The organism is Streptomyces sp. SS1-1 (assembly GCF_008973465.1).
Taxonomy (GTDB): domain Bacteria; phylum Actinomycetota; class Actinomycetes; order Streptomycetales; family Streptomycetaceae; genus Streptomyces.
The window spans coordinates 6,627,947-6,642,414 of sequence record NZ_WBXN01000004.1 but is presented as its reverse complement, the minus strand read 5'-3'; the positions used below and the strand labels follow the sequence as shown (position 1 = coordinate 6,642,414).

General features: G+C 73.7%; 17 protein-coding genes. 10 read left to right on the top strand and 7 right to left on the bottom strand.

Features of this window, described 5'->3' with window-relative positions; translation table 11 throughout:
• Positions 1-75 precede the first annotated feature (75 nt).
• The 9 genes from F8R89_RS31745 (at position 76) to F8R89_RS31705 (ending at position 6,035) form a co-directional block, all read left to right on the top strand.
• On the top strand, positions 76-2,409 hold the full coding sequence (locus F8R89_RS31745) for an ATP-binding cassette domain-containing protein (protein WP_151787194.1): 2,334 nt from the start codon (positions 76-78) through the stop codon (positions 2,407-2,409).
• A 65-nt stretch (positions 2,410-2,474) separates the two neighbouring features.
• Complete coding sequence (locus F8R89_RS31740; protein WP_151787193.1) at positions 2,475-2,798, top strand: gas vesicle protein; 324 nt, start codon at positions 2,475-2,477, stop codon at positions 2,796-2,798.
• A 37-nt stretch (positions 2,799-2,835) separates the two neighbouring features.
• Positions 2,836-3,318, top strand: a complete 483-nt coding sequence (locus F8R89_RS31735) for a gas vesicle structural protein GvpA (RefSeq protein WP_151787192.1) — start codon at positions 2,836-2,838, stop codon at positions 3,316-3,318.
• Positions 3,315-4,073: a GvpL/GvpF family gas vesicle protein gene (locus F8R89_RS31730; protein WP_151787191.1), complete on the top strand. Its 759-nt coding sequence runs from the start codon at positions 3,315-3,317 to the stop codon at positions 4,071-4,073. Before F8R89_RS31735 ends, F8R89_RS31730 begins: the two co-directional genes overlap by 4 nt.
• Positions 4,074-4,077: 4 nt before the next feature.
• Positions 4,078-4,341, top strand: a complete 264-nt coding sequence (locus F8R89_RS31725) for a gas vesicle protein GvpG (protein ID WP_151787190.1) — start codon at positions 4,078-4,080, stop codon at positions 4,339-4,341.
• Entirely contained in the window at positions 4,338-4,700 is a 363-nt protein-coding gene (locus tag F8R89_RS31720; protein ID WP_151787189.1) for a gas vesicle protein, read from the top strand. Before F8R89_RS31725 ends, F8R89_RS31720 begins: the two co-directional genes overlap by 4 nt.
• The gene (locus F8R89_RS31715; RefSeq protein WP_151787188.1) at positions 4,697-5,527 is read left to right on the top strand and encodes a GvpL/GvpF family gas vesicle protein; all 831 of its coding nucleotides are present in this window, start codon (positions 4,697-4,699) and stop codon (positions 5,525-5,527) included. Before F8R89_RS31720 ends, F8R89_RS31715 begins: the two co-directional genes overlap by 4 nt.
• An 8-nt stretch (positions 5,528-5,535) precedes the next feature.
• Positions 5,536-5,745 carry a gas vesicle protein gene (locus F8R89_RS31710; protein ID WP_151788365.1) on the top strand — a complete coding sequence of 70 codons (210 nt, stop codon included), beginning with the start codon at positions 5,536-5,538 and terminating at the stop codon, positions 5,743-5,745.
• Positions 5,742-6,035 carry a gas vesicle protein K gene (locus F8R89_RS31705; protein WP_151787187.1) on the top strand — a complete coding sequence of 98 codons (294 nt, stop codon included), beginning with the start codon at positions 5,742-5,744 and terminating at the stop codon, positions 6,033-6,035. The genes F8R89_RS31710 and F8R89_RS31705 overlap by 4 nt, the downstream gene beginning before the upstream one ends.
• Before the next feature lie 101 nt (positions 6,036-6,136).
• On the opposite strand, the gene F8R89_RS31700 is transcribed toward F8R89_RS31705, so the two are convergent.
• The 3 genes from F8R89_RS31700 to F8R89_RS31690 are packed head-to-tail and all read right to left on the bottom strand — an operon-like array spanning position 6,137 to position 9,545.
• Positions 6,137-6,883 carry a succinate dehydrogenase/fumarate reductase iron-sulfur subunit gene (locus F8R89_RS31700; RefSeq protein WP_151787186.1) on the bottom strand — a complete coding sequence of 249 codons (747 nt, stop codon included), beginning with the start codon at positions 6,881-6,883 and terminating at the stop codon, positions 6,137-6,139.
• Positions 6,880-8,835, bottom strand: coding sequence for a fumarate reductase/succinate dehydrogenase flavoprotein subunit (locus F8R89_RS31695; protein WP_151787185.1), 1,956 nt, complete (start codon positions 8,833-8,835; stop codon positions 6,880-6,882). Before F8R89_RS31695 ends, F8R89_RS31700 begins: the two co-directional genes overlap by 4 nt.
• Positions 8,836-8,837: 2 nt before the next feature.
• On the bottom strand, positions 8,838-9,545 hold the full coding sequence (locus F8R89_RS31690; RefSeq protein ID WP_062671743.1) for a succinate dehydrogenase: 708 nt from the start codon (positions 9,543-9,545) through the stop codon (positions 8,838-8,840).
• An 83-nt stretch (positions 9,546-9,628) separates the two neighbouring features.
• Between F8R89_RS31690 and F8R89_RS31685 the strand changes: the two genes are divergently transcribed.
• Positions 9,629-10,516 carry a LysR family transcriptional regulator gene (locus F8R89_RS31685; RefSeq protein ID WP_151787184.1) on the top strand — a complete coding sequence of 296 codons (888 nt, stop codon included), beginning with the start codon at positions 9,629-9,631 and terminating at the stop codon, positions 10,514-10,516.
• Between the two features lie 22 nt (positions 10,517-10,538).
• Here the strand turns inward: F8R89_RS31685 and F8R89_RS31680 are convergent, their stop codons facing one another.
• The 4 genes from F8R89_RS31680 to F8R89_RS31665 form a co-directional block, all read right to left on the bottom strand.
• The gene (locus F8R89_RS31680; protein WP_151787183.1) at positions 10,539-11,318 is read right to left on the bottom strand and encodes an SDR family NAD(P)-dependent oxidoreductase; all 780 of its coding nucleotides are present in this window, start codon (positions 11,316-11,318) and stop codon (positions 10,539-10,541) included.
• An 89-nt stretch (positions 11,319-11,407) separates the two neighbouring features.
• A complete protein-coding gene (locus tag F8R89_RS31675) occupies positions 11,408-12,286 on the bottom strand; it encodes an SDR family oxidoreductase (RefSeq protein WP_151787182.1) in 879 nt (292 codons plus the stop codon).
• A 27-nt stretch (positions 12,287-12,313) separates the two neighbouring features.
• Positions 12,314-13,321, bottom strand: coding sequence for an alcohol dehydrogenase catalytic domain-containing protein (locus F8R89_RS31670; RefSeq protein WP_151787181.1), 1,008 nt, complete (start codon positions 13,319-13,321; stop codon positions 12,314-12,316).
• Between the two features lie 133 nt (positions 13,322-13,454).
• Positions 13,455-14,357, bottom strand: a complete 903-nt coding sequence (locus F8R89_RS31665) for a LysR family transcriptional regulator (RefSeq protein WP_225994552.1) — start codon at positions 14,355-14,357, stop codon at positions 13,455-13,457.
• Positions 14,358-14,468: the final 111 nt, after the last annotated feature.

Genomic DNA, 14,468 nt, shown 5'->3' with positions numbered 1-14,468 from the left:
GCGGGCGGGAAGGCCGGTGACCTGGTTGCCTAGGCTGAGGACCCCCGCCCCCGCAGCCTCCCGGAGCACCGCCCCATGCACTCCCCGCACGACCCCTTCGTCCGCGTCCGCGGCGCCCGCGAGCACAACCTCCAGGGGGTGGACGTCGACGTCCCGCGCGATGTGCTGGCCGTGTTCACCGGGGTGTCCGGCTCCGGGAAGTCGTCGCTGGCCTTCGGGACGATCTACGCCGAGGCGCAGCGCCGCTACTTCGAGTCGGTCGCCCCGTACGCCCGCCGGCTGATCCACCAGGTCGGCGCGCCGAAGGTCGCGGAGATCACCGGGCTGCCGCCCGCCGTCTCGCTCCAGCAGCGCCGGTCCGCGCCGACGTCGCGGTCCTCGGTCGGCACGGTCACCAATCTGTCCAACTCGCTGCGGATGCTGTACTCCCGGGCCGGCGACTACCCGCCGGGCGCGGAGCGGCTCGACTCGGACTCCTTCTCGCCGAACACCGCCGCCGGGGCGTGCCCGGAGTGCCACGGGCTGGGCCGGGTGCACCGGACGACCGAGGAGTCGCTGGTCGCCGACCCGTCGCTGTCCATCCGGGAGGGCGCGATCGCCGCGTGGCCGGGGGCCTGGCAGGGCAAGAACCTGCGCGACATCCTCGACGCGCTGGGCTACGACGTCGACCGGCCGTGGCGGGAGCTGCCGGCCGAGCAGCGGCGGTGGATCCTGTTCACCGACGAGCAGCCCGTCGTCACGGTCCACCCGGTGCGTGACGCCGACCGTATCCAACGCCCGTACCAGGGCACGTACATGAGCGCCCGGCGGTACGTCATGAAGACGTTCGCCGACTCGCGCAGCGCGACGCTGCGGGCCCGGGCGGAGCGGTTCCTGACCTCCGAACCCTGCCCGCTGTGCGGGGGCGGCAGGCTGCGGCCGGAGGCGCTGGCGGTGACGTTCGCGGGCCGGACGATCGCCGAGCTGGCCGCGCTGCCGCTCGTGGAGCTGGCGCAGACCCTGGACGGCGGCGGGTCGGAGACCGCGCGGGTGCTGACCGGGGACCTGAGGGCCCGTATCGCGCCCGTGGTCGAGCTGGGCCTCGGCTATCTGAGCCTCGACCGGGCCACGCCCACGCTGTCGGCGGGCGAGCTGCAACGGCTGCGGCTCGCCACGCAGTTGCGGTCCGGGCTGTTCGGTGTGGTGTACGTCCTCGACGAGCCGTCGGCGGGCCTGCACCCGGCGGACACGGAGGCGCTGCTGCGGGTGCTGGCCCGGCTGAAGGAGGCCGGGAACTCGGTGTTCGTGGTCGAGCACCACCTCGATGTGATGCGGGGCGCGGACTGGCTGGTGGACGTGGGGCCGCGGGCCGGGGAGCACGGCGGGCGGGTGCTGCACAGCGGGCCGGTGGCGGAGCTGGCGTCGGTCGCCGAATCGGCGACGGCCCGCTTCCTGTTCGACGACGCCCCGCCCGCCCCGCGCCCGGTGCGCACGGCCCGGGACCGGCTGACGGTCGGGCCGGTCACCCGGCACAATCTGCGCGGGGTGACCGCCGCGTTCCCGCTCGGGGTGTTCACGGCCGTCACCGGGGTGTCGGGGTCGGGGAAGTCCACGCTGATCGGGGAGATCACCGAGGACCTGCCGGGTGTGGGGCGGCTCGTCTCGGTCGACCAGCGGCCGATCGGCCGTACCCCGCGCTCCAACCTGGCCACGTACACGGGGCTGTTCGATGTGGTGCGCAAGGTGTTCGCGGCGACCGACGAGGCCCGTGCGCGGGGGTACGGTGCCGGGCGGTTCTCCTTCAACGTGGCGGGCGGACGCTGCGAGACCTGCCAGGGCGAGGGGTTCGTCAGCGTGGAGCTGCTGTTCCTGCCGAGCACGTACGCGCCGTGCCCGGAGTGCGGCGGCGCCCGCTACAACGCGGAGACCTTGGAGGTGCGGTACCGGGGGCGCGATGTCGCCGAGGTGCTGGACCTGACGGTCGAGGCCGCCACGGACTTCTTCGCGGACACCCCGGCCGTGGCCCGCAGTCTCGGCACGCTCCTGGACGTCGGTCTCGGCTATCTCCGGCTCGGGCAGCCCGCGACCGAGCTGTCCGGCGGCGAGGCCCAGCGCATCAAGCTGGCGAGCGAGCTGCAGCGCGGCCGGCGCGGGCACACGCTGTACCTCCTGGACGAGCCGACGACCGGACTGCACCCGGCCGACGTCGAGGTGCTGATGCGTCAGCTGCACGGCCTGGTCGACGCCGGGAACACTGTGATCGTCGTGGAGCACGACATGTCCGTCGTCGCGGGCGCCGACTGGGTGATCGACCTGGGTCCGGGCGGCGGTGACGCGGGCGGCCGGATCGTTGCGGCCGGCACCCCGGCCGAGGTGGCGGCGGCGCCGGACAGCGCCACGGCACCGTATCTGGCGCGCGTCCTGCCGTGAGGTGTCCGGCCCGGACGGCGTAGCTCCGGGAGCGGGTCCGGGCCGCTGTGGCCAGAGTGGGGTCCATGACCGAAACGGGAACCGGCGAGCGCCGCAAGGGTTCCGCCTCGTCCGCCGCGCGCCGGCGCACCGTGCGGGGGGCGGGAGGCGCCGCCCGCAGTGCCGCCGAGGCGCTGACGCAGCTGATCGGGCATCCCCTGGAAGGGGTGTCGGCCGTCTGCCGCGGTGAGGACGGCGGCTGGGTCGTCGACATCGACGTGCTCGAACTGGCGCGCATCCCCGACACCACGAGTCTGCTCGCGACCTACCAGGTGGAGCTGGACCGGGCGGGCGAACTGCAGCAGTACCGGCGGATCGCACGGTACCGGCGCGGCGCCCAGGACCAGTGACCGCGCGCGCGACCGCCCCACGGGAAGGACCTCCCGCATGACCGTCCACAGCGACGAGATCGTCTGCGCACCCCGCGCCGGCAACGTCTACGACGTACTGGAGCTGATCCTCGACCGCGGCATGGTGATCGACGTCTTCGTGCGCGTCTCCCTGGTCGGCATCGAGATCCTCAAGATCGACGCCCGGATCGTGGTCGCCAGCGTCGACACCTATCTGCGTTTCGCCGAGGCGTGCAACCGCCTCGACCTGGAGAGCGACCCGCGTTCCAAGACCGTGCCGGAGCTGTTCGGCGGGCCGGTCGCCAAGACCATCGGCAAGGCCGGCGCCAAGCGCACCGCCCGCTCCCTGACCGACAAGGTGCGCGACGTGCTCAGCCCGGAGGCCGGGACGCCCGAGGAGGAGGCGGCGGAGGCCGCGGTGGAGGAGGAGACCGCCGAACCCGCCCGCCGGCCCGCCCGCAAGCGCCGCAGTGACGACGACCGCCCGCGGCCGAGGCGCCGCGCGGCCGAGGAGGAATGACCGTGACGGCCACCGCCGCCCCCACCACCGCCGGCACGCTCTACGTCTACGGCATCGTCCCCGAGGGTGCCCGCCCGCCCGGCACCCCGGGTGTGGACGGGGCGCGGGTGCGGCTGCTGACCGGGTCCGGGCTGTGCGCGGCGGTCTCGGACGCGCCGGCGTCCCTGCGGGCCAGGCGCCGGGACCTGACGGCCCACCAGGCGGTGCTGACGGAGCTGGCCGCGCAGGGGCCGGTGCTGCCGATGCGGTTCGCCATGCTCGGTGCCGGCCCGGAGGAACTGCTCGACCGGCTACGGACGCACCGGGCCCATCTGACGGCCCAGCTGGAGGCCGTGCGGGGCTGTGTCGAGATGAACGTGAAGGGCGCCGTCGTGCCCGGGCACTTCGCCGACCTCGTGCGCCGGGACGGCTCCCTGCGGGCGCTCGCCCGGCGCACCCGGCAGCGCCCCGGCTACGAGGCGAACGTGCGGCTCGGCGAGGCCCTGGCGAAGGGGGTCGCCCGGGAGGCGCGCGGCGCGGCACGGGACGTCCTGGCCCGGCTGGTCCCGCTCGCCGTGCGCACCGCGCAGGGCCCCGTCGACGACGAGCAGGTGCTGAGCACGTCGTTCCTGGTCCGCGCCGCCGACGAACAGCGGTTCCGCGAGGCGGTGACCGAGCGGGCCGGTGCCGTCGGCGACCGGCTGGCGCTCAGCCTCACCGGCCCGCTGCCCTGCTACAGCTTCGTGGACCCGCCGGCCGCGCCGGCCGGGCGGTGACCCGATGGGGCTCCTGACCGAGATCCTGCTGCTGCCCGTGGCCCCGGTGCGCGGCACGCTGTGGGTCGCCGAGCAGCTGCGCCGGGAGGCCGAGCGCCAGGCGTGCGACCCGCGCTGGGTGCAGGCCCGGCTGGCGGCGCTGAACCGGGACCTGGACGAGGGTCTCATCGACGAGGCGGCCTTCGAGGCGGAGGAGGAACGGCTCCTCGCGCGCCTGGAGCGTCCCGTCCACCAGGGCGGGCTCCCGCCGCACGGAGGCGCCCGGTGACCGACCTCTCCACCTGGCCGTCCGGCCTGGATCCGCAGCCGGCCGGGCCGCCCTCCGGAAGCCTGGCGGACCTGCTGGAGCGCGTGCTGGACAAGGGCATCGTCATCGCCGGCGACATCAAGATCGACCTGCTCGACATCGAGCTGCTGACCATCCGGCTGCGCCTGTTCATCGCCTCGGTGGAGACCGCGAAGAAGGCGGGCATCGACTGGTGGGAGACGGACCCGGCGCTGTCCTCACGCGCCGCCCGGGACGCGCTCGCCGAGGAGAACGCCCGGCTGCGCGCCCGTCTGGAGGCCCTGGAGGAAGCGGACCCCGACGCCGGCACCGGTTCCCACCCCACGGAGGTGTCCCGATGAGCACGCTCCCGGCCGGCCGGGCGACCGCGCCCGACGTGGAGCCGGCGCCCACCCTCCTCTGTGTCTTCGCGGTGACGGACTCCCCCGCGCCGCCGGACGTGCTCGCCCGGACGCCGGGCCACGACGGCGGCGGCCCGCTGCGCGCCCTGCCCGCGGGCCCGTTCCATCTGGTCGTACAGGACGTGCCCGCCGCGGACTTCGGCGAGGAGGCGCTCGCGGAGCGGCTGAACCGGCCGGACGTGCTGGAGCGTTGCGCCCGCGCCCACCACCGGGGTGTGGAGGCGGCCGCGGGCGCGGGCTCCGCCGTCCCGCTCCCGATGGCGACGCTGTACCTCGACGACGGCAACGCGGTCCGGGCCGTGACCGCCCGGGAGGCGTCCCTGCGGGCCCTGCTGGAGCGGCTGCGCGACCGTACGGAGTGGGCGGTGAAGGTGCACGGCCCGGCGGCCGGGGCCGCGGACCCCGCCGACGGAGAGGGGGCCGCCGACGGGCGGTCGTACCTGCGCCGGGCCAGCGCCCGCCGGCGCACCGAACGGGAGACGCGCGAACAGGCGATGGCCCGGGCCCACGCCGTCGACCGGGAGCTGCGGGCCCACGCGGTCGCCGCGACCCGGCACCGGCCGCAGAGCGAGCGGCTGACCGGCACGAGCGTGCCGCAACTGCTCAACGCCGCCTATCTGGTCGACGACGTCCGGCGCGAGGAGTTCGTGCGGGCCGTCGGCCGGCTGGCCCGCGAGGCCGGGACCGCCGGCTTGGAGGTCACGGTGTCGGGGCCCTGGATCCCGTACTCGTTCGCCCGGCCGGACCCGGTGGAGGTGGTGACGTGAGCGCGCCGGTGCCGTGGGACGGCCCGGAGCCGTACGCGCCCGTCGGGGTGCCCCTGGTCGATCTGCTGGACCGGGTGCTGGCGACCGGTGTCGTGGTCAGCGGCGACCTGGTGCTGGCCATCGCCGACGTGCCGTTGGTGCGGATCTCGCTGCACGCCCTGCTGGCGTCGGTGAGCGAGCGGGTGCCCGCGCCCTGGCCGGACAGCGGGCCGCTGTGACCGCGCCCCGCGCCCACGCCGTGGACCTGGACCCGGAGCGGGTCTCGAACGACCTGGCGGCGCTGGTCCTGACCGTGGTGGAGCTGCTGCGGCAGCTGATGGAACGGCAGGCGGTGCGCCGCTTCGACGAGGGCACGCTCAGCGCCGAGCAGGAGGACCGGCTCGGCACCGCGCTGATGCTGCTGGACGAGCGCATGGACGAGCTGTGCGCGCAGCACGGGCTGCGACGCGCCGACCTGAACCTGGACCTCGGCCCGCTGGGCCCGCTGCTCGCCGATCCCGGCCGGTGACCGGGGGAACACCAGACGGGACCGGGAGGAGCACCTCTCCCGGTCCCGCCCGTCCGCACCGCTCGGCGAACGTCTCGTGGGGGGCCGCCGCCCCGGGGGTGTTACCGCTTGGCCTTCCGGGTGGCGCGCAGCCACTCCTTGTTCATGCTGGTGATGGACATCAGCGGGATGCCCTTGGGGCAGGCTGTGGCGCACTCGCCGGCGAGGGTGCAGCCGCCGAAGCCCTCCTCGTCCATCTGGGCCACCATGTCGAGCACGCGGGTCTCGCGCTCGGGGGCGCCCTGCGGGAGCACGTTCAGATGGTTGACCTTGGCGGAGGTGAACAGCATCGCCGCGCCGTTGGGGCAGGCCGCCACGCAGGCCCCGCAGCCGATGCACTCGGCGTGCTCGAAGGCGAGATCGGCGTCGGGCTTGGGCACGGGCGTGGCGTGCGCCTCGGGGGCCGCGCCGGTCGGCGCGGTGATGTAGCCGCCGGCCTGGATGATCCGGTCGAACGCCGACCGGTCGACGACGAGGTCCTTGATCACCGGGAAGGCGGACGCCCGCCACGGCTCGATGTCGATGGTGTCGCCGTCCTGGAAGGACCGCATGTGCAGCTGGCAGGTCGTGGTGCGCTCGGGCCCGTGGGCGTCGCCGTTGATGACGAGCGAGCAGGCGCCGCAGATGCCCTCGCGGCAGTCGTGGTCGAAGGCGACGGGGTCCTCGCCCTTGAGAATGAGTTCCTCGTTGAGGGTGTCGAGCATCTCCAGGAAGGACATGTCGGAGGAGATGCCGTCCACCTCGTACGTGGACATGGCGCCTTCGGCTTCGGCGTTCTTCTGCCGCCAGACGCGCAGGGTGAGCTTCATGCGTAGCTCCGCTGGGTGGGGTGGACGTACTCGAAGACCAGGTCTTCCTTGTGCAGGGTCGGAGCCTCGCCGGTGCCGGTGAACTCCCACGCGGCCGCGTAGGCGAACTCGTCGTCCTTGCGGGCGGCTTCGCCGTCCGGGGTCTGGGACTCCTCGCGGAAGTGGCCGCCGCAGGACTCGGTGCGGTGCAGCGCGTCGAGGCACATGAGCTCGGCGAGCTCCAGGTAGTCGACGACGCGGTTGGCCTTCTCCAGCGACTGGTTGAACTCCTCGCCGGTGCCGGGGACCTTGATGCGGCGCCAGAACTCCTCGCGGATCTGAGGGATGCGCTCCAGGGCCTTGCGCAGTCCGGCGTCGCTGCGGGCCATACCGCAGAACTCCCACATCAGTTCGCCGAGTTCGCGGTGGAAGGAGTCCGGGGTGCGGTCGCCGTCCACGGCGAGGAGCAGGTTCAGCCGGTCCTCGGTCTCGGCCAGCACCTCCCGGACGGCGGGGTGCTCGTCGGTGACCCGCTCGTGGTGGGGGTTGCGGGCGAGGTAGTCGTTGATGGTGGCGGGCAGGACGAAGTAGCCGTCGGCGAGGCCCTGCATCAGCGCGGAGGCGCCGAGCCGGTTGGCGCCGTGGTCGGAGAAGTTGGCCTCGCCGATCGCGAACAGGCCGGGGATCGTGGTCTGGAGGTCGTAGTCGACCCACAGGCCGCCCATCGTGTAGTGCACGGCGGGGTAGATCCGCATGGGCACCTGGTACGGATCCTCGTCGGTGATCCGCTGGTACATGTCGAAGAGGTTGCCGTACTTGGCCTCGACGGCCTTGCGTCCCATGCGCTGGATGGCGTCGGCGAAGTCGAGGTAGACGCCCTGGCCGCCGGGGCCCACTCCCCTGCCCTCGTCGCACACGTTCTTCGCGGCGCGGGAGGCGATGTCACGCGGGACCAGGTTGCCGAAGGACGGGTAGATGCGCTCCAGGTAGTAGTCGCGCTCGTCCTCGGGGATCTGGTGCGGCGGGCGGGTGTCGCCCTTCGCCTTGGGCACCCAGATGCGTCCGTCGTTGCGCAGCGACTCGCTCATCAGGGTCAGCTTGGACTGGTGGTCGCCGGTGCGCGGGATGCAGGTGGGGTGGATCTGGGTGAAGCAGGGGTTGGCGAAGTACGCGCCGCGCCGGTGCGCCCGCCAGATCGCGGTCGCGTTGGAGTTCATGGCGTTCGTCGACAGGTAGAAGACGTTGCCGTAACCGCCGGAGGCGAGGACGACGGCGTCCGCGAAGTACGTGGAGATCTTCCCGGTGATGAGGTCGCGGGCGACGATGCCGCGGGCCCGTCCGTCGACGACGATCAGGTCGAGCATCTCGGTACGGGGGTGCATCTCGACGTTGCCGGCCGCGATCTGCCGGCTCAGCGCCTGGTAGGCGCCGAGCAGGAGCTGCTGGCCCGTCTGGCCGCGGGCGTAGAAGGTGCGGGAGACCTGGACGCCGCCGAAGGAGCGGGTGTCGAGCAGGCCGCCGTACTCGCGGGCGAACGGCACGCCCTGCGCGACGCACTGGTCGATGATCTCCACCGAGATCTGCGCGAGGCGGTGCACGTTGGACTCGCGGGCGCGGAAGTCGCCGCCCTTGACGGTGTCGTAGAAGAGGCGGTGGATGGAGTCGCCGTCGTTGCGGTAGTTCTTCGCGGCGTTGATACCGCCCTGCGCGGCGATGGAGTGGGCGCGGCGCGGGGAGTCCTGGTAGCAGAACTGGACGACGTGGTAGCCCTGTTCGGCGAGCGTCGCGCCCGCCGAGCCGCCCGCGAGGCCGGTGCCGACGACGATGACGGTGTGCTTGCGCCGGTTGGCGGGGTTGACCAGCTTGGCCTCGAAGCGCCGGGTGTCCCAGCGTTCGGCGACGGGGCCGGAGGGGGCCTTGGTGTCGGCGACGGGTTCGCCGGTCGTGTAGGCGGTGTAGTCGGGGTAGGTCATGTTCAGCTCACCACTCCGGTCATGACGCCCACGGGTACGGCGATGAAGCCGGCCGTGAGCAGCAGCGCGAGGACGTTGGCCGTGGCCTTCAGGGCGCGGTCGCGGGTGCGGCTGCCGGCGCCGAGGGTCTGGGCGGCGCTCCAGAAGCCGTGCCGGATGTGCAGGCCGACGGCGAGCATCGCCACGATGTAGATGACGTTGCCGTACCAGGTGGAGAAGGTGTCCACGACGTTCTGGTACGGGCGTCCCTCCTGGAATCCGCCCGCGTGCACGGTGCCGGTCGTCAGGTCCAGGAGGTGCCAGACGATGAAGAGGCCGAGGATGACGCCGCCCCAGCGCATGGTGCGGGTGGCGTAGGAGGCGCGCGGCTTCTTGTGGACGTACTTGCTGGGGCGGGCCTTGATGTCGCGGCGGCTGAGCTGGTAGGCGGAGACCGCGTGGGCGACGACGGCGACGACCAGGACGACGCGGATGATCCAGAGCGTCCACTCGTAGTGCATGAACGGCTCGCCGACGGTGCGCAGCCAGTGCGCGTAGTGGTTGAAGTCGCCGGCGCCGAAGAAGATCTTCAGGTTGCCGATCATGTGGACGACCAGGTACAGCAGCATGATCAGTCCGCTGACCGCCATCACGGTCTTCTTGCCGACGGTCGAGTCCCACACCGTGCGCGCGAAGGACGGCCGTCGGTCCGTCCGCGTTGCCAGAGCCATGCCCAGAACGCTAGGGCCGGACGGCCCGATCGGTCCAAGACATGGTGCGCCTTGTTTCGATAGCCGCCACCTATGATGGCGGTATGCAGTTCCAGCAGCTCCAGTACTTCGTGGCGGTCGCCGAGACCCGGCACTTCACCCGTGCCGCCGATCTGGTGCACGTGGCGCAGCCCTCGCTGTCGCAGCAGATCAAGGCCCTGGAGCGGGAGCTGGGCGCGGACCTGTTCCTGCGGGCCCGGGGCAACATCACGCTGACGGACGCCGGGGAGGCCCTGCTGCCGCTGGCCCGGCGCATCCTGGCCGACGCCGACACGGCCCGGCACGAGGTGCAGGAGCTGGTGCAGCTGCGCAGCGGCCGGGTCAGGCTCGGCGCCACCCCGAGCCTGTGCACGGGCCTGCTCCCGGACGTGCTGCGCGCCTTCCACGACCGCTACCCGGGCATCCGGCTGCTGATCGAGGAGGGCGGTTCGCACGACCTGGTGCGCGAGCTGGCGCGCGGGGCCCTCGACCTCGCCCTCGTCGTGCTGCCCCTGCCGACGCCCTCCCCCGCGCTGACGACGGTGGAGCTGCTGCGCGAGGACCTGGTGGTGGTGTCCTCGCCGGAGGCGCCCGCACCCGGCGGCCCGGGCCGGCGCGCGGTGCGCGTCGCCGACCTGGAGGGCGAGCGTCTGGTGATGTTCCGGCACGGCTACGACCTGCGTGAACTGACCGTGGCGGCCTGCCGTGCCGAGGGCTTCGAACCGGACCTCGCGGTCGAGGGCGGCGAGATGGACGCGGTGCTGGGGTTCGTCCGGGCGGGCCTGGGCCTGGCCGTCGTGCCGCGCATGGTGGCGACGCGGTCGGGCCGGGGGCTGCGGGTCACCCCGCTGGCCCGGCCCGGGCTGCACCGGACGATCGCGCTGGCCCACCGCAGCGACGTGGCGCCGCCGCGGGCCGCGCGCGAGCTGCAGCGGATGCTGCTGGAGCGGTGAGCGTCCCGTCACCGCCCGGCGCTCACCAGGTGGGGATGAAGCCCCCGTCGATGATCAGATCGCTGCCGGTGATGTTCCGGGAGTGGTCGCCGGCGAGGAAGACCACCAGGTCGGCGATCTCGGCGGGCCGGGAGAAGCGCCCGGTGACGGTGGCCTTGGACGCCTGGGCGACCACCTCCTCCGACGTGATGCCGGCGGCGGCCGAGACCGTCCGCGCCACTCCCCCGCCGCCCAGCCACAGTTCCGTCTCGACCGGGCCCGGGCTGACGGTGTTGACGCGGATGCCCTTCGGGCCGACCTCCTTGGACAGCGCCTTGGAGAACGCCACCAGGGCGGCCTTGCCCGCGCTGTAGTCGATGACCAGCGGGTCCGGGAGGGTGGCGTTGACGGAGCCGACCGTGATCACCGAGCCGTCGCCGGCGTCCAGCATCACGGGCAGCGCCGCCCGGGTGACCCGGACCGCCGCGAGCAGGTTGAGGTCGATCGAGCGCCGCCACTCCTCGTCGGTGACCGACAGGAAGCCGCCGGTGCGGGCGGGGGCGGTGCCGACGTTGTTGACCAGGACGTCGACGCGTCCGCCCGCCGCGGCGACCAGTTCCCCGGCCGCCTGTGGCTCGGAGAGGTCGACCGGCACCCAGGTCACCGAGCCGTCCTTCACCAGCTCCTCCAGCCGGTCCGAGGAGGTGCGCGACCCCGCGACGACCTGGGCGCCGGCCTGGGCCAGCGCCTCCACGACCGCCAGTCCGATGCCCTTGCTGGCTCCGGTGACGACGGCGGTCCTGCCCTGCAGTTCCGTACTCATGCTGCCCCACTCCGATCGGACCCGAGGACCCCCTGCGCCCATGCTCCCCCTTGTGGGGCCGGCCCGCCCGACGGCCGTCGTACACCGCGTCAGTCGCGGACGGACAGCAGGTCCGGCATGCCGATGCGGCCGTAGAACTCGGCGCGGACGGCGTCGGCGACGTCGCTGACCCGCTCGGAGCCGTCGTCGGCCGGGTCGATGGTCGTCCGGAACGGCCGCTCGCCCTTCGGGGTGCCGACGACACGGACGATCGCGCGGGCGACCTCCCGGACGTCGGCGTCGTCCGGTGCCAGGGCCGCGAGCGCCTTGCCCACGTCGTCCATGAGGCCGCCGTACAGGGCGTCGTACGCCTCGGCCGTGGCGGTGTCCGCCGGGTGCATCGCGTGGGCGAAGTGGTTGGTGCCGGAGGTGAAGGAGCCGGGGACGACGAGGGCCGAGTCGATGCCGAAGCGGCTCAGTTCGACGGCGTAGCTCTTGGCCAGGTGGTCCATGGCGGCCTTGGCCCCGAAGTAGGGGGCGAGGTACGGCGGGGTGCCGCCGTAGGTGCTGGTCGAACCCACCCACACCAGCAGGCCGTCCCGCCGTTCTCGCATCTGCGGGAGGACGGCCCGGTTGACGCGCTGGGTGGACACGACGTTGGTGTCGTAGATCTCGGCGATCTGCTCCGGGGTGAAGGACTCGGCCGGGCCGAGCACCATGTGCCCGGCGTTGTGGACGACGACGTCGATCCGCCCGGCCTCGGCGACGGCCGCGTCCACGGACTCCTGGTCGGACACGTCGAGTTCGAGGGGACGCAGGTCGACGCCGTGCTGTTCGGCGTAGGCGCGGGCGTCGGCGACGGCCGGGGCGTTGCGGCCGGTGGTCCGCCGCATGCCGGCGTGGACGGTGTGGCCGGCGTCGGCGAGGGCGCGGGCGGTCAGGGCGCCGAAACCGCTGGAGGCACCGGTGACGAGGACGGAGGAGGGCATGACGGTCTCCTTGGGGGATGCGGAAGGTCAGCCGAAGGTGATGACGCTGCGGCCGTGCGCCGAGCCGTCGGCCATCGCGTCGAGGACGCCGGGCGCCTGGTCGAGGGTGATCGGGGTGACCTCGGGGAGGATGTCGTGGGCCGCCGAGAAGGCGAGGGTGTCGCGCAGGTCGTGCGGGGAGCCGGACGGCGAGGCCACCACGTGCAGCCGGTTGAGGATCATGGGCTGGGTGGGCAGCGTCAGCGGCTCGGGGCCGTAGCCGAGCAGCAGCAGGGTGCCGTCGGGAGCGAGACCGCCGAGGGTGGCGGCGGCCGCCTCCGTGGAGGGAGCCGCGTTGAGGACGACGTCGGCGCCGCCCCACGCCTTCAGGGCGTCCGCCGGGTCGGACTCGCCGGTGGCGACGAACAGGTCGGCGCCCAGCGCCTTCGCCTGGTCCTCGCCGCGCCGGGACCGGCCGATCACGGCCACGTCCGCGCCCATGGCGACGGCGTAGCGCACGGCGAGCGCGCCGACGCCGCCGAGACCGACGACCGCGACGCGGGAGCCCGCCGTCGCCCCGGCCTGGCGCAGCCCGTTGAAGGCGGTCAGACCGGCGCACATCAGCGGGGCCGCGGCGACCGGGTCGAGGCCGTCCGGCAGCGGGGTGGCGAAGGCGGCCTTGAGCAGGACGTACTCGGCGTAGCCGCCGTCGGCCACCACCCCGGTGATCCGCTTGCGCGGGCAGAGGATCTGTTCACCGCGCACGCAGTAGTCGCAGTGGCCGCAGGAGTCGTACAGGAACTGGCCGCCGACGGCCGTGCCGACCTCGGGGAAGGTGACGCCCTCCCCGACGGCGGTGACGACGCCGGTGATCTCGTGCCCGGGGATCACGGGGTACCGGGCGAAGGGGTAGTGGCCGCGCAGCAGGCTCAGGTCGGAGAAGCAGACGCCGCAGGCGGTGACCTTGACGAGGACCTCGCCGGCGGCGGGCTGCGGGATGTCGTGGTCGTCGAGGGTGAGCGGCAGGTTGGCGCCGGTGGCTACGGCAGCACGCATGGCGGGCTCCAAGGGGGCTGGGTGGGAAGGAGGCCGGTGGGTCGTCCCGGCGCTTTCCAGCCTTGGGCCCCGTCGCCCTCCCGTCCAATGCCGGTCCCGGTGCCATTGATGCCCAGCCGGCATCGCCGCAGGTCTACGCGCCGGCCCGGCCCGCGACGGCGGCGCGGGCCGTCTCGACGAAGCCGGTCACGGCCGGTGAGGAACGCCGGGCGGGCCAGGCCAGGGAGACCTGTCCGGGCGGTACGCCGGCGACGGGGACGTAGGCGATGTCGGACCGGGGGAACGCGGCCGCGGCGGCCCCCGATACGAAGGCGATCCCGCGTCCGCTCCGGACGTAGCCCAGCAGTTCCTCCATGTCGTGGAAGGCGGGGCCGTGGTCCGGGCGGGTGCCGTCGGGCCGGGGGTCGGCGTTCCAGACGGCCGACCACGCCTCGCTCGCGTCCGCGTACTCCAGGACGGGCTCGCCGGCGAGGTCCGCGAGGGCGACCTCGCCGTCGTGCGCCCGGGGGTGGCCGGCGGGCAGGACGGCGCTCAGGCGCTCCGTGTAGAGCGGGAGGAGGTCCACGCCGTCGGTCTCCAGCGGCGGCCGGACGAACCCCACGTCGACGCTCCCGTCGAGCAGCGCCCGCGCCTGACTCCACCAGCGCAGGCGCACCAGTTCGACGGAGACGTGCGGGAAGCGCGCCGAGAACGCGTTGAGCGCCGGTCCGACGTCCGTGCCGAGCATGAAGCCGACGACCAGCGCGTCGTCGCCGGCGCCGATGCGGCGGGCGCGCTCCTGGGCGGCCTCGGAGGCGGCGAGGAGGGCTCTGGCGTCGTGCAGGAACTGCTCGCCCGCCGGGGTGAGGGCGACCTCGCGGGTGCTGCGGGTGAACAGCTCGACACGCAGCTCGTGTTCCAGCTGGCGCACCTGGCGGGACAGGGCGGGCTGGGTGACGTGCAGGGCGACGGCCGCCCGCCCGAAGTGCCGGCGCTCGGCGACCGCCACGAAGTAGCGCACCTTGCGCAGGTCCAGATCGATCGGCCTGTCGCGCATGGCCGGACCCGCCTTCCCGGCGGCCTGTACGGACGTGGCGCCGCCGTCTCCCCGGTCACGCTATCCGACCGCGCGGGGCCGGGCCGCCGGGCATCCCCGCGGCCCGGTGCG

What these genes read in the sequence shown, in the direction of transcription:
- F8R89_RS31745 (WP_151787194.1), top strand. Translation starts at nt 76, where the DNA reads ATGCACTCCCCGCACGACCCCTTCGTCCGCGTCCGCGGCGCCCGCGAG.
- F8R89_RS31740 (WP_151787193.1), top strand. Translation starts at nt 2,475, where the DNA reads ATGACCGAAACGGGAACCGGCGAGCGCCGCAAGGGTTCCGCCTCGTCC.
- F8R89_RS31735 (WP_151787192.1), top strand. Translation starts at nt 2,836, where the DNA reads ATGACCGTCCACAGCGACGAGATCGTCTGCGCACCCCGCGCCGGCAAC.
- F8R89_RS31730 (WP_151787191.1), top strand. Translation starts at nt 3,315, where the DNA reads ATGACCGTGACGGCCACCGCCGCCCCCACCACCGCCGGCACGCTCTAC.
- F8R89_RS31725 (WP_151787190.1), top strand. Translation starts at nt 4,078, where the DNA reads ATGGGGCTCCTGACCGAGATCCTGCTGCTGCCCGTGGCCCCGGTGCGC.
- F8R89_RS31715 (WP_151787188.1), top strand. Translation starts at nt 4,697, where the DNA reads ATGAGCACGCTCCCGGCCGGCCGGGCGACCGCGCCCGACGTGGAGCCG.
- F8R89_RS31700 (WP_151787186.1), bottom strand. Translation starts at nt 6,883, where the DNA reads ATGAAGCTCACCCTGCGCGTCTGGCGGCAGAAGAACGCCGAAGCCGAA.
- F8R89_RS31695 (WP_151787185.1), bottom strand. Translation starts at nt 8,835, where the DNA reads ATGACCTACCCCGACTACACCGCCTACACGACCGGCGAACCCGTCGCC.
- F8R89_RS31690 (WP_062671743.1), bottom strand. Translation starts at nt 9,545, where the DNA reads ATGGCTCTGGCAACGCGGACGGACCGACGGCCGTCCTTCGCGCGCACG.
- F8R89_RS31685 (WP_151787184.1), top strand. Translation starts at nt 9,629, where the DNA reads ATGCAGTTCCAGCAGCTCCAGTACTTCGTGGCGGTCGCCGAGACCCGG.
- F8R89_RS31680 (WP_151787183.1), bottom strand. Translation starts at nt 11,318, where the DNA reads ATGAGTACGGAACTGCAGGGCAGGACCGCCGTCGTCACCGGAGCCAGC.
- F8R89_RS31675 (WP_151787182.1), bottom strand. Translation starts at nt 12,286, where the DNA reads ATGCCCTCCTCCGTCCTCGTCACCGGTGCCTCCAGCGGTTTCGGCGCC.
- F8R89_RS31670 (WP_151787181.1), bottom strand. Translation starts at nt 13,321, where the DNA reads ATGCGTGCTGCCGTAGCCACCGGCGCCAACCTGCCGCTCACCCTCGAC.
- F8R89_RS31665 (WP_225994552.1), bottom strand. Translation starts at nt 14,357, where the DNA reads ATGCGCGACAGGCCGATCGATCTGGACCTGCGCAAGGTGCGCTACTTC.